The organism is Kocuria sp. KKT182 (assembly GCF_055635395.1).
Genome location: NZ_CM145757.1, coordinates 3,554,312 through 3,568,974 on the forward strand (window position 1 = coordinate 3,554,312; position 14,663 = coordinate 3,568,974).

Sequence of the window (14,663 nt, forward strand, 5' to 3'; positions counted from 1 at the left end):
ATGGGGGTCGGGGGCGGGGTCAGAGCAGGGAGACGGCCATGGCTTCGAAGGCCAGCTGCGCGCTGACGTTGGTGCGGATCCGGTCCCGGGTCCGGCTGATCACGTCGATGCGGTGCAGCGTCCGCTCGGGGGTCGAGTTGGACGCGTGGTCCTGCAGCTGCTGGGCCAGGTGCTCGTTGACCAGGGCGGAGCCCGTGCGCAGCTGGAGGGTCAGGACGTCGCGGTAGAAGGTGGTGAGGTCGATGAGGAAGCGGTCGAGGGTGTCCGTCTGGATCCGCCGGGACCGGCGCTTCTGGTCGGCCTCGAGCCGGTTGAGGGCGCCGCGGATGGCCGGCGGCACCCGTCCGGACTCCGGCGCGCCCAGGGCCACGAGCAGCTGCTTGCGCTCCGCCTCGTTGCGGGACTCGGCGTCCGCCTGGGACTCCTCCACGGCGATCTTGTGCAGCCGGTCCGCGGCGCGCACGGCGTCCGGCACCCCGGAGAGCTTCAGCGGCATGGACACGACCTCCTGCCGCCGGGTGCGGGCGTCGTCGTAGAGGGCGAGCCGCTTCGCGATCCCCACGTGGGACTGCGCCAGCCGGGCGCTCTCCTCCGCGCGCTGCCGGGGCCCCCCGTGCCGGCGGATCAGCAGCTCGGCCACATCCGCCACGGCGGGCACCTTCAGCGTGGCCGGGCGGCAGCGGGAGCGGATGGTCACGAGCACGTCCATCGGGCTCGGGGCGCACAGCAGCCAGATGGTGTTGGGCGGGGGCTCCTCGATGGCCTTGAGCATCACGTTCGAGGTGCGCTCCGCCATGCGGTCGGCGTCCTCGACCACCATGACGCGCCAGCGGCCCACCGAGGGCCGGTCCTGGGCGCGGACCACGAGCTCGCGGGCCTCCTCGATGGTGATCTGCGGGTTCTCCGTGACGAAGTGGGTGAGGTCCGCGTGCGAGCTGGCCAGGACCGTGCGGCACGCGTGGCACTGCCCGCACCCGCGCTCGACGGGGTCCTCCTGCTCGCACAGCAGGGCCGCGGCGAACGCGAGCGCCGCGTTGGAGCGCCCCGAGCCGGGCGGACCGGTGAACAGCCAGGCGTGGGTGGGCCGGTCCTCCTGGGCGGCGCGCCGCAGCTGCGCCACCACGGCGTCCTGGCCCAGCAGCTGGTCCCACACGCTCACGCGCTCACCTCCGCGGCCCGGGCGGAGCGGGCGAGCCCGGTGAGGCGCTCGCGCACGGCGGCCGAGAGCTCCCCTGCCGGCCGGGTGGCGTCGAGCACCAGGTAGCGCTCCGGAGCCCGGCCGGCGAGCTCGAGGAACGCCGCCCGGTTCGCGTCGTGGAAGGCGTCGGGCTCGGTCTCCAGGCGGTCGCCCGCGGTGCCGTCCCGGGCCTCCCGGCGGGTCCGTCCCGTGCCGGCCGGGACGTCGAGCAGCACGGTGAGGTCCGGGACGAGCCCGGCCGTGGCCCACGCGTTGAGCTCCGCGACGCGGTCCAGGCCGAGGCCGCGCCCGGCGCCCTGGTAGGCGGCGGAGGAGTCGGCGAAGCGGTCGCAGACCACGGTCCGGCCGGCGGCGAGCGCGGGGCGGATGAGCTGGGCGACGTGGGCGGCGCGGGCCGCGGCGAAGAGCAGGGCCTCGGCGCGGGCGTCGACGGGCCCGTGCGCCGGGTCCAGCACGAGCTCGCGCACCCTCTCGCCCAGCGGGGTCCCCCCGGGCTCCCGGGTGCGCAGGGTGTCGTGCCCCTCGGCGCGCAGGGCGTCCACGAGCAGGCCGACCTGGGTGGACTTCCCGGCGCCGTCCCCGCCCTCGAACACCACGAAGAGCCCGCGCCCGGACGGCGCGGGGGAGGACGCCGCGGCGGAGGCGGGCGGCGGGGCGGGGGCCGGTCGGGAGGTCACGGTCCCAGCCTATCCACCCGCGCGGACAGCGCCGCCGGTGCGCGCGCGGCTGGGGACGCCGCGGGCCGATAGCCTGGGGCCATGACTGCGCGCCCCGAGACCCCGCCCGCCCACGGCTCCGCCGACCTCCGCCCGGACACCGTGCTGGTCGCGGGCGGGCGGCCCGCACCGGAGCACGACGCGCCGGTCGGCCCGTCCATCGTCCTCACCTCCACCTACCGGGGCTCCGCCGGGCTCGACGCCGAGGACCGCACCTACGGGCGGTTCAGCAACCCCACGTGGGAGGACCTCGAGGACGTGCTGGCGCGGCTCGAGCGGGCGGAGCTCCCCGCACTGGCCTACGCCTCGGGACTGGCCGCCGTCGCGTCGGTGCTCTCGCTCGTCCCGGCGGGCGGTCGCCTGGTGCTGCCCCGGCACAGCTACCAGGGCTCCCTGGCCCTGGCCGCGGACCTCGAGGCCCGCGGGCTGCTCACCGTGCGGACCGTGGACGTCACGGACACCGAGGACGTGGTGGCCGCGCTCGACGCCGCCGACCTGCTCTGGCTCGAGAGCCCCACCAACCCCATGCTGGAGGTCGCCGACCTCCCCGCGCTGCTCGCGGCGGCCCGCGAGCGCGGCGTGCTCACGTGCGTGGACAACACCTTCGCCACCCCGCTGCTGCAGCGCCCGCTGGAGCACGGCGCGGACATCGTGGTGCACTCCGTGACCAAGTACCTGGCGGGGCACTCCGACGTCGTCCTGGGGGCCGCCGTCACCTCCGACCCTGCCCTGCGGACCCGGCTGAAGGGGCACCGCTCCCTGCACGGCGCGGTCCCGGGGCCGTTCGAGGCGTGGCTCGCGCTGCGGGGGATGCGCACCCTGGCGGTGCGGGTCGAGCGCTCCGCGGCCACCGCTGGGGAGCTCGCCCGCCGCCTCCAGCAGCACCCGGCCGTGCGCGAGGTCCGCTACCCGGGCCTGCCCGGGGACCCCGGGCACGCCCGTGCCGCCGCGCAGATGGACGGCTTCGGCTCGATCGTGGCGATCGTGCCCGCGGGGGACGTCGCGGCCGTCGAGGCGGCCGTGGACGCCCTGCGCGTGTGGACCCCCGCGACCTCGCTCGGCGGGGTGGAGTCGCTGATCGAGCGGCGGCGGCGGCACCACGAGGAGCCGCCCAGCGTCCCGGAGACGCTGCTGCGCCTGTCGGTGGGCATCGAGAACGTCGAGGACCTCTGGGAGGACCTCGACCGCGTCCTGTGCGCGATCGACCGGTAGGCTGGACGGCGTGGACATTCCCTGGGTCTTCTTACTCGTGCGCTTCATCGACATCGCGCTGGCACTGGTCGTCGCCGGTCTGGCCGTGTGGGCCTTCGTGGACTGCCTGACCAAGGCGCCGGTGCAGTTCCAGCGCGCCTTCAAGCGCACGAAGGGCTTCTGGCTCGCGCTCACGGGCGGCTCCCTCGCGTTCACGGTCTTCACGCTGATGCTGCTGCGGCCCAGCCTGTTCGTCCTGCTCATCGCGGGCACGGCCGTGGGGGTCTACCTGGCCGACGTCCGCCCGGCCGTGGGCCTGGAGTCCAAGGGCCCCAACAACTGGTGACCGCCGGGCGCGCGGCGCCCGGCCCCGCGACACGGGGCGCCCGTGACGCCGGCTTGTCCCGCGCCGCCGCCCGGGTGGAAGAATGGCCCCATGGCTACCGAATCAGCACCGCACAAGCTCGTCCTGCTCCGGCACGGACAGTCCGACTGGAACGAGAAGAACCTGTTCACCGGGTGGGTGGACGTGGACCTGACCGAGAAGGGGCGGGAGGAGGCCGTCCGCGGCGGTGAGCTGCTCGTCGAGAAGGGGATCGCCCCGGACGTCCTGCACACCTCGCTCCTGCGCCGGGCCATCACCACCGCCCACCTCGCGCTGGACCGGGCGGACCGGCACTGGATCCCCGTGAAGCGGTCGTGGCGGCTCAACGAGCGCCACTACGGTGCGCTGCAGGGCAAGGACAAGACCCAGGTCCGCGACGAGTACGGCGACGAGCAGTTCATGACCTGGCGCCGCTCCTACGACGTCCCGCCGCCCGAGCTGGAGGACTCGTCCGAGTTCTCGCAGGCCGGCGACCCCCGCTACGCGGACGTGCCGGACGCGCCCCGCACCGAGTGCCTCAAGGACGTCCTGGACCGCTTCATGCCGTACTGGGAGCAGGAGATCGTCCCCGATCTGCAGGCCGGCCGGACCGTCATCGTCGCGGCCCACGGCAACTCCCTGCGCGCCCTGGTGAAGCACCTCGACGGCATCTCGGACGAGGACATCGCGGCGCTGAACATCCCCACGGGCATCCCGCTCTACTACGAGCTCGACGAGAACCTCCGCCCGCTCGTGGCCGGCGGCGAGTACCTCGACCCCGAGGCCGCCGCGAGCTCGATCCAGGCGGTCGCCAACCAGGGCAAGAAGTAGTCCCGGAAGGCTCCCGCCCACGGACAGGGGCCGGGTCCACCGTGCTGGTGGACCCGGCCCCTGTCCTGTGCCCGGGCGCGGCTCGGCCGGCGCCCGGGCGGGGGCTCACTCGCCCCCGTCGCGGCCCACGTGGCCGTGGCCGGTGGGGCGGTCGGAGCTCGCCGGGACCCAGTCCCCGGTCACCAGGTAGGAGACCTTGCGGGTCACCGAGACCCCGTGGTCCCCGATGCGCTCGAGGTACCGGGAGCACAGGGTGACGTCCACGGCGGTGGGCACCGACGAGTCCCAGCTCGGCGCGGCGAGCGCGTCGAAGACGGACTGGTGCAGCTGGTTGACCTCGCCCTTGAGCGAGTAGATGTCGTCGGCGAGGGAGAGGTCCCGGGTCTGGAGCACCTGGATGACCCGGTCCAGGATCTGCAGGTCGAGGTCGAACATCCGGGTGAACGTCTCCACGAGCGGCTCAGGGATGACCGGCTCGGGATAGCGGATGCGCACCGCCTGGGCCAGGTGCCGGGCGAGGTCGCCGGCACGCTCCAGGGAGGCGCTCATCCGCAGCGCGCCCACGATCATCCGCAGGTCCGAGGCCACGGGGCTCTGCAGCGCCAGGATGTCGATCGAGCGCTCGTCGAGGTCGTTCTGCAGGAAGTCGATCCGGGCGTCGTTGGAGATGACCTCCTCGGCGAGCTGGATGTCCGCGTCGAGGAGCGCGTCCTTGGCGCGGGCGAGGGCCTCGCGCACCAGGGTCGCGATCTGGATGAGCTCCTCGCCGACCTGGTGGAGTTCTGCCTGGAAAACCTTGCGCACGGATGCGTCCTTTCGAGATGCGGCGGCGTCCGCGGCAGCCGCGGCCGGGGTGCGGCGCGGAGCGGGACGGATGACATGGGGGCCGGGTGCGAGCACACCCGCCGCCACCGTCACAGCCAGGAGTGAACTTTCGCTCATCTTAGGATGAACGTTGGTTGAACCTGTAGCTCGTGACGCCCGGCACGGGGTCCCCGCGCCCCCGAGTGCCTAAGCTGGTTCCGTGAGTCCAACTGCCATCGCCGTCGCCGCGGGTCTGCTCGGCTTCGCCCTCGGGGTGAGCGGTCTGATCGCCCTCCGGGTGAGCGGACGGGGCCGCCGCGCCCGCGCCGACGTCCAGGAGCCCACGCTGCCCGACGGCACCGCGGACGTGCTCGCGGTGATCGGCCGCGCCTACGTGGTGGTGGACGGGGTCGACGGCGTGGTGCGCGCCTCCCCGGCCGCCTACGCCTTCGGACTGGTCCGCGGGCACACCGTGGTGCACGAGCAGATGCTCGAGATGATCCGCCGGGCCCGGCGCAGCGGCGTGATCGAGGAGCGGCGGGTCGAGCTGTCCCGCGGACCGTTCCAGACGGGCGCGGTGGTGCTCGACGTCCGGGTGGCCCCCATCGCGGAGGAGTACATCCTGCTGCTCGCCGACGACCAGACGGAGATCGTCCGGGCGCAGTCGATCCGCAACGACTTCGTCGCCAACGTCTCGCACGAGCTGAAGACCCCCGTGGGGGCGATCGGGCTGCTCGCCGAGGCGATCGAGGACGCGGCCGAGGACGAGGAGGCCGTGCGCCGCTTCGCCCAGCGCCTGCACAAGGAGTCAGCCCGGCTGACCGCCCTCGTCCAGGACATCATCGAGCTCTCCCGCCTGCAGGGCGCGGACGTGGTCACCGAGGGCCGGCCCGTGGACCTCAACCAGGTGATCGCCGACGCCGTGGACCGCAACCGGTTCCCGGCCGAGAACAAGGGCATCGAGATCGCGGTGGGCGGGCGCGTCACCCGGCCCGTGTTCGGCGACCCCGACCTGCTCGTCACCGCGCTGCGCAACCTCATCGACAACGCGGTGCACTACTCCCCGGAGGGCACCCGCGTGGGCGTCGGCGTCCGGGAGCGGGACGGGATGGCCCAGATCTCGGTGACCGACCAGGGCCCGGGCATCCCCGAGGACGAGCAGGACCGGATCTTCGAGCGCTTCTACCGCGTGGACGCGGCCCGCTCCCGCCGGACGGGCGGCACCGGGCTCGGACTGAGCATCGTCAAGCACGTCATGTCCCAGCACGGCGGCGAGGCCACCCTGTGGTCGCAGCCGGGCCGCGGCTCCACGTTCACCCTCAGCATCCCCCAGATCGAGGGCGCCGACGACCCCGGGGGGACCGCACAGCCGGTCCCCGGCGCGACCGCCCGCCCGGTGCCGCAGCAGGCACCACCCCGCCCAGACGCATCGACCCCACGGCCCGCCGCCCCCGCGGCGCGCGCCGGGAGCACGGAGGACCGACAGTGACCCGCATCCTGATCGTCGAGGACGAGGAGTCCCTCAGCGACCCGCTCTCCTACCTGCTGGGGAAGGAGGGGTTCGAGGTGGCGGTCGTCGACAACGGCGTGGACGCCGTGGCGGAGTTCGACCGGTCCGGGGCCGACCTGATGCTGCTGGACCTCATGCTCCCCGGGCTGTCCGGCACCGAGGTGTGCCGGCAGGTGCGGCAGCGCTCCTCCGTGCCGATCATCATGCTCACGGCCAAGGACGCCGAGATCGACAAGGTGGTCGGGCTCGAGCTCGGCGCCGACGACTACGTCACCAAGCCGTACTCGTCCCGGGAGCTCGTGGCCCGGATCCGAGCGGTCCTGCGCCGGCAGGGAGAGCCCGAGGAGCTCGTCTCGGCGACCGTGCAGGCCGGTCCCGTGCGGATGGACATCGAGCGGCACGTGGTCAGCGTGCACGGGGAGCGGGTGGCCATGCCGCTCAAGGAGTTCGAGCTGCTGGAGATGCTGCTGCGCAACGCCGGGCGCGTGCTGACCCGAGGGCAGCTCATCGACCGGGTCTGGGGCTCGGACTACGTGGGGGACACCAAGACCCTCGACGTCCACGTCAAGCGCCTGCGCGCCAAGATCGAGCCCGATCCCTCCGCCCCGCGGCACCTCGTGACGGTGCGGGGCCTCGGCTACAAGTTCGAGGGCTGAGCCGGCGCCCCGGCAGACGGAAGGGCCCGGAACCCCGAGGGGTTCCGGGCCCTTCCGCTCGTGCGCGCCGGTGGGAGTCGTCAGTGGCCGCTCTCCTGGCCCACCATCTCCTCGACGGGCACGGGCGTGTTGGAGGGGTTCGCCGGGGTGCTCGGCGCGCCGCCGGGTATGAACTCGGCGTAGCGGGAGAAGGTGTGGTCCAGGACCGGGACCCGCTCGGTGAGGGACTCGCCGCCGGCGGTGAACTCGGTCTCGACCATGAGACCCGGCTCGGCGCCGGCACGGTCCACGGTCACGACCGGGTCGTCCTGGTCGAGGTCCACGGTGCCGCCGGCGGGGATCTGCACCTCGGCGGTGGCGCCGTCGACGTCCATCGACAGCGTGACGTCCTGGTCGCCGTCGTTCACCAGGGTGCCCAGCACGCGACCCTCCTGGTCGGCGCCGGTGGCCACGATCAGCACGTTGGCCAGCTTGACGTCCCCGACCTGCTCCACGATGCCGTCCGCGGCCGAGTACACCATGGTCGTGGCCGGCGGGTTGATGTAGGCGCATCCGGCGGTGGTCAGCAGGGCGGCCGCGGCGGCGGCACTCAGGCCTGCGCGACGCAGCTTCTGGCGGGCGGCGATCTTCACGGCGCGTACTCCTCGGGAGCTCAGGACGATGTCCCGACCAGCTTATCCGTTTGCCGACGGATCGTCCGCATCGACGGGCCCCCGGTCCCCGCCCGCCCCGGATCGGCGAATCCTACACCGTGTTAGAATGGAAGTTCTGAAAGGGGTATTTCCATATGGTTTTTGAGGTTGGCGAGACGGTTGTCTACCCGCACCACGGCGCGGCGACCATCGAGGAGATCAAGACCCGCACCGTCAAGGGCGAAGAGAAGATGTATCTCAAGCTCAAGGTGACCCAGGGGGATCTGGTGATCGAGGTACCCGCGGAGAACGTCGACCTGGTGGGCGTGCGCGACGTCGTCGACGAGGACGGGCTCAAGAAGGTCATCTCGGTCCTGCAGGCGAAGGACACCGAGGAGGCCAGCAACTGGTCCCGGCGCTACAAGGCCAACCTCGAGAAGCTCGCCTCCGGCGACGTGCTCAAGGTCGCCGAGGTCGTGCGCGACCTCTGGCGCCGCGACCGCGACCGCGGGCTCTCGGCGGGGGAGAAGCGGATGCTGACGAAGGCCCGCCAGATCCTCACCTCCGAGCTGGCGCTCGCCAAGAAGATCGACGAGGAAGAGGCCGAGAAGCGCCTCGACGACATCCTGGCGTCCTGACCGACCCGTGAGCGGGAACGCACCACGGTCCACCACGGCGAACCCGCCCTCCCCGGAGGGCGGGTTCGCCGTCGTCGTCGTGGCGGCGGGCTCCGGCACACGACTCGGGCACGGCATCCCCAAGGCCCTGGTGGCCCTCGACGGCCGCCCCCTCCTGGAGCACGCGCTGCGGGGCATCCGGTGCGCCGGGCTGACCGGGCCCGTGCTGGTGACCGTCCCGGCCGGGGACGTCGAGCTCTCCGCGACCGCCCGGGCGCACGGCGCGCGACCCGTGACCGGCGGCGCCTCCCGCGCGGAGTCCGTGCGCGAGGCGCTGACCGAGCTCGCGCGGTCCGAGCCCGCCTCCACCGCGGTGCTCGTCCACGACGCCGCCCGCTGCCTCACCCCGCCCGAGGTCTTCCGCACCGTCGTGGACCGGCTGCGCGCCGGGGAGCGCGCCGTGGTCCCCGTGCTGCCTGTGGCGGACACGATGCGCCGGGTGGACGACGCCGGACGGTCGCTCGGCACCGTGGACCGCACGGTGCTGCGCGCGGTCCAGACCCCGCAGGGCTTCGACCTCGCCCTGCTCCGGTCGGTGCACCGCGCCGCCGCGGAGGCCGGGACGGACCCCGGGTCCGTCACCGACGACGCCTCCCTCGTGGAGGCGCACGCCCCGGGGGCCACCGTGCTGACGGTGCCCGGCCACGAGCACGCCTTCAAGATCACCCGCCCGCTCGACCTGGTGCTGGCCGAGGCCGTCCTGCGCGGCCGCGCACCGGGCACGGACGCCGCGGTGCCCGTCACCGCCGCTCCTACCCCCGGCCCTCACCCCGATCTGCTCGACCCCGAGGAGCCCTGACCCGTGATCCTGCCCCGCACCGGCATCGCCGTCGACGTCCACGCCTTCGGGCCCGAGGGCACCCCGCTGTGGGTCGCGGGCCTCGAGTGGCCGGGGGAGCGCGGTCTCGCCGGGCACTCGGACGGGGACGTCGTGGCCCACGCCGCCGCCGACGCCCTGTTCTCGGCCTCCGGCACGGGCGACCTGGGCGCCAACTTCGGCGTGGACCGCCCCGAGCTGGAGGGCGCGTCCGGGGTGCGGATCCTCACTGAGGCGGCCCGCATCGTGCGGGAGGCCGGCTTCGAGATCGGCAACGTGGCCGTGCAGCTGATCGGGAACCGGCCGCGGTTCGCGCCGCGACGGGCCGAGGCCGAGGCCGTGCTCACCGCCGCGGCCGGCGCGCCCGTCACGGTCAGCGCCACGACCTCCGACCGGCTCGGGCTCACGGGCCGCGGCGAGGGCCTCGCGGCCGTGGCCACCGCGCTGGTCGTGCCCGCGGACGCGCGCCGGGCCTGACCGGGGCGCCACCGCCCGCCCTTATGATGGGCCGTGTGACTCTGCGCTTCTACGACACCGCCACCGCGACCGTGCGGGACTTCGCGCCCGCCCACCCCGGCGAGGCCCGTCTGTACTACTGCGGCGCCACCGTCCAGGGCATGCCGCACATCGGCCACGTCCGCTCGGCCCTGGTCTTCGACCAGCTCGCCCGGTGGCTCGCCCACCGCGGCTACCGGGTCACCACCGTGCGCAACGTCACCGACATCGACGACAAGATCCTCGCGAACTCGGCCGCGTCCTTCGCCCCCGACTACGCCGGCGACCACCCCCGCGAGCCGTGGTGGGCGCTGGCCTACCGGTTCGAGCAGGCGTTCAACGCCGCCTACGACGCCATCGGCGTCGGCCGGCCCACCTACGAGCCGCGCGCCACGGGCCACGTCCCCGAGATGCACGCCCTGATCCGCACCCTCGTCGACGCCGGGCACGCCTACCCGGCGCCGGACGGCTCCGGGGACGTCTACTTCGACGTCCGCTCCTGGGAGCGCTACGGCGAGCTCACCCACCAGTCGGTCGACGACATGCAGGACGCCCCCGACGCCGACCCCCGCGGCAAGCGGGACCCCCGCGACTTCGCCCTGTGGAAGGGGCACAAGGCGGGCGAGCCCGAGACCGCCCGCTGGGACTCGCCCTGGGGCGCCGGCCGGCCCGGCTGGCACCTCGAGTGCTCGGCCATGGCCGCGAAGTACCTCGGCGAGCACTTCGACATCCACGGCGGCGGACTGGACCTGCGCTTCCCCCACCACGAGAACGAGCTGGCCCAGTCGGCGGCGGCCGGGCAGCGGTTCGCGACGCTCTGGCTGCACAACGGGCTGGTCACCTACGCGGGCGAGAAGATGTCCAAGTCGATCGGCAACACCGTCTCCCCGGCGGAGATGCTCGCCGAGGCCCGGCCGCTGGCCGTGCGCTACTACCTCGGCCAGGCCCACTACCGCTCCGTGCTGGACTACCGGCCCACCTCCCTCGCCGAGGCCACGGCCGCGGTCGAACGGGTCGAGTCCTTCCTGCGCGCGGCCCGGGACGCCGGCGCCGACCTCGACGGGGCGGCCGGGGACGTGCCGCCCGCCTTCGGCGACGCCATGGACGACGACCTCAACGTGCCACAGGCCCTCGCCGTCCTGCACGAGACCGTCCGCGCCGGCAACTCCGCGCTCGCCGACGGCCTGGACGCCGCCGCGCCCGCCCGGGCGGTGCGCGCCATGACCGACGTCCTCGGCCTGACCGCGCTCATGGACCTCGGGGACGCCGCCGGGAACGCCGCCGAGCACGCGGCCCTCGACGCCCTCGTGCGCTCGCTGCTGGCCCAGCGCGACCAGGCCCGCGCCGCCAAGGACTGGGCCCGGGCCGACGCCCTCCGGGACGAGCTCGCCGCCGCCGGCGTCGCGGTGCGCGACGCCGCCGGCGGATCCACCTGGTCCGTGGCCTGACCGGGCCGCACCACACCGACCGAACAGAGGAACCCATGCCAACCCCCAAGCAACGTCCCGGCGCGATCCGCAAGAACAAGAAGGGCCCGCTGGTCGGCACCGGCGGCCACGGACGCAAGGCCCTCGAGGGCCGGGGCCCCACCCCCAAGGCCGAGGACCGCCCGTACCACAAGGCGCACAAGATGAAGAAGGCCGCCGACCGGCGGCAGGGCCAGGGCGGCCGCTCCCCGGCCCGCACCCGCGGCAAGGTCCAGGAGGACCTCGTCACCGGGCGGAACTCCGTGGTCGAGGCGCTGCGCGCGGACATCCCCGCCAAGGCCCTGTACGCGGCGAGCAAGATCGACGTCGACGACCGCGTGCGCGAGATCCTGCAGCTCTGCGCCGAACGCGGGATCACGATCCTCGAGGCCTCCAAGGGCGAGCTCGACCGGCTCACCAGCGACGCCGTGCACCAGGGCGTGGCCCTGCAGGTGCCGGCCTACGAGTACCAGGACGCCGTGGAGGCGGCCCGGAAGTTCATGACCCAGTGGGAGAAGCGGCACATCCGCCGCCCCCCGCTGATGGTCGCCCTCGACGGGATCACCGACCCCCGCAACCTCGGCGCCATCATCCGCAGCGTCTCCGCGTTCTCCGGCAACGCCGTGATCGTGCCCGAGCGCCGGTCCGTGGGCGTCACGGCCTCCGCCTGGAAGACCAGCGCCGGCGCCGCGGCCCGCGTGCCCGTCACCAAGGCGGCCAACCTCAACCGCACCCTCGAGGAGCTCAAGGCCATGGGCTACTTCGTGGTCGGCCTCGACGGCGGCGGCGACGTCGAGCTGCCCGGCCTCGAGCTGGCCACCGAGCCGCTCGTCATCGTGGTCGGCTCGGAGGGCAAGGGCCTGTCCCGGCTGGTCACCGAGAACTGCGACCAGGTCGTCTCCATCCCCATCGACTCCACGATGGAGTCGCTCAACGCCTCGATGGCCGTGGGCATCACCCTGTACGAGGTGTCGCGACGCCGTGCTGGTTCCTGAGCCCCGGCGGCAGGACACCGGTCGGCCGTACGTCTCCCACCCCTACCCCCTCGGGGTCCACCCCTCTCCCGAGCGCGACGGCAGCGCGAACGTGGCGGTCTACGCCCCGGGGATCCCCGACCTGGACATCGTCTTCCGGTTGCCCGGCGGCCGCTGGCAGCGGCGGCGGCTCACCGGCCGCACCGGCGGTGTGCACCACGGGACGATCCCGCCGGCCGAGCAGCAGCGGCTCTCGGAGACGGGCTTCGACTACCTGCGGCACCGGGACGAGGCCCCGGCCCTGCCCGCCGGCACGGAGTACGGGTTCGTGCCCGCCGACTCGCCGGTCGCCTCCCGCCACCGCTCCCCGGACCCGGCCGCCCAGCAGATCCTGCTCGACCCCTACGGCAAGGGGCTGCGCCGCGTCGCCCCGCCGCCCGGCGTCGTCGATCCCGGCCCCGACGCCTACGGGGGCCGCTACGTCTCCGTGGTCGTCCAGCAGGACTTCGACTGGGACGAGGACCGCCGCCCGGCCACCCCGTGGCGGGACACCGTCGTCTACGAGGCGCACGTCAAGGGGCTGACCGCCCTGCACCCGGACGTCCCGGAAAAGCTGCGGGGCACGTACGCCGGGCTCGCGCACCCCGCGATGACCGGGTACCTCACGTCCCTGGGCGTCACGGCCGTCGAGCTCCTGCCGGTGCACGCCCACCTGGACGAGCCGCACCTCACGTCCCTCGGGCTGAGCAACTACTGGGGCTACAACACCCTGGGCTTCTTCGCCCCGCACGCCGGCTACGCGACCGAGGCCGCCCGCGCCCGGGGACCGCAGGGCGTGCTGGACGAGTTCAAGGCGATGGTCCGGGAGCTGCACCGCGCGGGGCTCGAGGTCTACCTCGACGTCGTCTACAACCACACGGCGGAGGCCGGCCAGGAGGAGCCCGCCTACTGCTGGCGGGGACTCGGCGACGAGGCCTACTACCGCCACGGCGAGGACGGCCGCTACGTGGACGTCACGGGGTGCGGCAACTCCGTGAACTTCGGCAACCCGCGGGTGGTGCAGATGGCGCTGGACTCCCTGCGCTACTGGGTGGAGCGCTGCCACGTGGACGGCTTCCGCTTCGACCTCGCCCCCGAGCTGGCCCGGGACGAGCGCCACCGCTTCACCCGCAACCACCCCTTCCTCGTGGCCGTCGGCGCGGACCCCGCCCTGTTCGGGACGAAGCTCATCGCCGAGCCCTGGGACGTGGGCATGGGCGGCTGGCAGACCGGTCACTTCCCCGAGGGGTGGGCCGACTGGAACGACCGCTTCCGGGACACCGTCCGCGACTTCTGGCTCACCGGCCCGCGCAGCATGAGCCTGGGCGGGGACGGGGGCAACGCCGCCCGGCTCGCCGGGGCGCTCGCCGGCTCCTCGGACATGTTCGCCGCGTCCGGGCGCAGCGCCCTGGCGTCCGTGAACTTCGTGACCGCCCACGACGGCTTCACCCTGGCGGACCTCGTCTCCTACGACAACAAGCACAACCAGGACAACCTGGAGAAGAACCGGGACGGGACCAACGACAACCACTCGTGGAACCACGGGGTGGAGGGCCCGGCGCGCGACGTGCGGATCCGGGCCGACCGGGCCCAGACCATGCGCAACGTCATGGCCACCCTGCTCTTCTCCCAGGGCGTGCCCATGATCACGGCCGGGGACGAGTTCGGCCGCACCCAGCGCGGCAACAACAACGCCTACTGCCAGGACAACGAGCTGTCCTGGGTGGACTGGCGGCTCACGCCGGCGGACCGCGCCATGCTCGCGGCCACCCGATCCCTGATCGGCGTGCGCGGGGAGTTCCTGGCCGGACAGCCGTCCCACTTCCCGACGCGCCCCGACGAGGTGATGATGCACTGGTTCGGCCCCGACGGGTCGGCCATGACCGCCGCCGGCTGGCAGACCCCCGGGGCCCGGACCATCCAGGTGCTGATCGGGTCCCGCGGCGGCCGGGTGGCGGGGCTCATGGTGATCAACGGCGCGAGCGCCGACATGGCGATCACCTTCCCGAACCTCGCGGAGCTCCTGCGGCCGGACGAGCAGGGGCACCCCCTCGCGAAGGCCGACGGCGTCTACTCCCTGGTGCACAGCACGGCCTCCGTGCTGCACGGACGCTACGGGACGCGCTACCGGGCGGGCCAGGCGCAGGGCGTGCCCGCCGGCTCGGTGACGCTCTTCCGGGTGCTCTGAGCACCCGGGTGCGCTGAGGGGCCCGGTGCGCCGAGCTTTCCGGTGCGCCGAGCTTTCCGGTGCGCCGAGCTTTCCGGTGCGCCGAGCTGCGGCGGCCCGCGCGCA

General features: G+C 73.8%; 15 protein-coding genes. 11 read left to right on the top strand and 4 right to left on the bottom strand.

Features of this window, described 5'->3' with window-relative positions; translation table 11 throughout:
* Nucleotides 1–19: 19 nt before the first annotated feature.
* On the bottom strand, nucleotides 20–1,159 hold the full coding sequence (locus ACZ2G1_RS16560) for a DNA polymerase III subunit delta' (protein WP_470377174.1): 1,140 nt from the start codon (nucleotides 1,157–1,159) through the stop codon (nucleotides 20–22).
* Nucleotides 1,156–1,875, bottom strand: a complete 720-nt coding sequence (gene tmk / locus ACZ2G1_RS16565; protein ID WP_035926139.1) for a dTMP kinase — start codon at nucleotides 1,873–1,875, stop codon at nucleotides 1,156–1,158. Before tmk ends, ACZ2G1_RS16560 begins: the two co-directional genes overlap by 4 nt.
* A gap of 81 nt (nucleotides 1,876–1,956) precedes the next feature.
* On the opposite strand from tmk, the gene ACZ2G1_RS16570 reads away from it, so the two are divergent.
* The 3 genes from ACZ2G1_RS16570 to ACZ2G1_RS16580 all read left to right on the top strand — a co-directional run bounded on the left by ACZ2G1_RS16570 (nucleotide 1,957) and on the right by ACZ2G1_RS16580 (nucleotide 4,300).
* The gene (locus ACZ2G1_RS16570; RefSeq protein ID WP_109222194.1) at nucleotides 1,957–3,126 is read left to right on the top strand and encodes a trans-sulfuration enzyme family protein; all 1,170 of its coding nucleotides are present in this window, start codon (nucleotides 1,957–1,959) and stop codon (nucleotides 3,124–3,126) included.
* A 10-nt stretch (nucleotides 3,127–3,136) separates the two neighbouring features.
* A complete protein-coding gene (locus ACZ2G1_RS16575) occupies nucleotides 3,137–3,451 on the top strand; it encodes a DUF2516 family protein (protein ID WP_229587767.1) in 315 nt (104 codons plus the stop codon).
* A gap of 90 nt (nucleotides 3,452–3,541) precedes the next feature.
* The gene (locus tag ACZ2G1_RS16580; protein ID WP_017831968.1) at nucleotides 3,542–4,300 is read left to right on the top strand and encodes a phosphoglyceromutase; all 759 of its coding nucleotides are present in this window, start codon (nucleotides 3,542–3,544) and stop codon (nucleotides 4,298–4,300) included.
* A 105-nt stretch (nucleotides 4,301–4,405) separates the two neighbouring features.
* On the opposite strand, the gene phoU is transcribed toward ACZ2G1_RS16580, so the two are convergent.
* Entirely contained in the window at nucleotides 4,406–5,104 is a 699-nt protein-coding gene (phoU, locus tag ACZ2G1_RS16585; RefSeq protein ID WP_017831967.1) for a phosphate signaling complex protein PhoU, read from the bottom strand.
* Nucleotides 5,105–5,324: 220 nt separating this feature from the next.
* On the opposite strand from phoU, the gene ACZ2G1_RS16590 reads away from it, so the two are divergent.
* Nucleotides 5,325–6,593, top strand: coding sequence for a sensor histidine kinase (locus ACZ2G1_RS16590; protein ID WP_095650905.1), 1,269 nt, complete (start codon nucleotides 5,325–5,327; stop codon nucleotides 6,591–6,593).
* Nucleotides 6,590–7,270 (top strand): response regulator transcription factor, encoded by a 681-nt coding sequence (locus tag ACZ2G1_RS16595; protein ID WP_017831965.1) that lies wholly within the window; start codon nucleotides 6,590–6,592, stop codon nucleotides 7,268–7,270. Before ACZ2G1_RS16590 ends, ACZ2G1_RS16595 begins: the two co-directional genes overlap by 4 nt.
* Before the next feature lie 80 nt (nucleotides 7,271–7,350).
* Here ACZ2G1_RS16595 and ACZ2G1_RS16600 read toward each other — a convergent pair whose 3' ends face one another.
* Nucleotides 7,351–7,902 (bottom strand): hypothetical protein, encoded by a 552-nt coding sequence (locus tag ACZ2G1_RS16600; RefSeq protein ID WP_017831964.1) that lies wholly within the window; start codon nucleotides 7,900–7,902, stop codon nucleotides 7,351–7,353.
* 155 nt (nucleotides 7,903–8,057) lie between these two features.
* Between ACZ2G1_RS16600 and ACZ2G1_RS16605 the strand changes: the two genes are divergently transcribed.
* The 6 genes from ACZ2G1_RS16605 to glgX are packed head-to-tail and all read left to right on the top strand — an operon-like array spanning nucleotide 8,058 to nucleotide 14,558.
* Nucleotides 8,058–8,540, top strand: coding sequence for a CarD family transcriptional regulator (locus ACZ2G1_RS16605; RefSeq protein WP_017831963.1), 483 nt, complete (start codon nucleotides 8,058–8,060; stop codon nucleotides 8,538–8,540).
* Between the two features lie 7 nt (nucleotides 8,541–8,547).
* On the top strand, nucleotides 8,548–9,378 hold the full coding sequence (gene ispD / locus ACZ2G1_RS16610; RefSeq protein ID WP_426120609.1) for a 2-C-methyl-D-erythritol 4-phosphate cytidylyltransferase: 831 nt from the start codon (nucleotides 8,548–8,550) through the stop codon (nucleotides 9,376–9,378).
* 3 nt (nucleotides 9,379–9,381) lie between these two features.
* Nucleotides 9,382–9,873, top strand: coding sequence for a 2-C-methyl-D-erythritol 2,4-cyclodiphosphate synthase (gene ispF, locus ACZ2G1_RS16615; protein WP_017831961.1), 492 nt, complete (start codon nucleotides 9,382–9,384; stop codon nucleotides 9,871–9,873).
* A 35-nt stretch (nucleotides 9,874–9,908) separates the two neighbouring features.
* Entirely contained in the window at nucleotides 9,909–11,339 is a 1,431-nt protein-coding gene (gene cysS / locus ACZ2G1_RS16620) for a cysteine--tRNA ligase (protein WP_017831960.1), read from the top strand.
* A gap of 35 nt (nucleotides 11,340–11,374) precedes the next feature.
* Entirely contained in the window at nucleotides 11,375–12,352 is a 978-nt protein-coding gene (gene rlmB, locus ACZ2G1_RS16625) for a 23S rRNA (guanosine(2251)-2'-O)-methyltransferase RlmB (RefSeq protein WP_095650907.1), read from the top strand.
* Entirely contained in the window at nucleotides 12,339–14,558 is a 2,220-nt protein-coding gene (gene glgX / locus ACZ2G1_RS16630; protein WP_470377175.1) for a glycogen debranching protein GlgX, read from the top strand. Before rlmB ends, glgX begins: the two co-directional genes overlap by 14 nt.
* Nucleotides 14,559–14,663 lie beyond the last annotated feature (105 nt).

Excerpts from the sequence above, each read along its gene's own strand:
- ACZ2G1_RS16570 (WP_109222194.1), top strand. The coding sequence starts at position 1,957 with ATGACTGCGCGCCCCGAGACCCCGCCCGCCCACGGCTCCGCCGACCTC.
- ACZ2G1_RS16580 (WP_017831968.1), top strand. The coding sequence starts at position 3,542 with ATGGCTACCGAATCAGCACCGCACAAGCTCGTCCTGCTCCGGCACGGA.
- ACZ2G1_RS16605 (WP_017831963.1), top strand. The coding sequence starts at position 8,058 with ATGGTTTTTGAGGTTGGCGAGACGGTTGTCTACCCGCACCACGGCGCG.
- rlmB (WP_095650907.1), top strand. The coding sequence starts at position 11,375 with ATGCCAACCCCCAAGCAACGTCCCGGCGCGATCCGCAAGAACAAGAAG.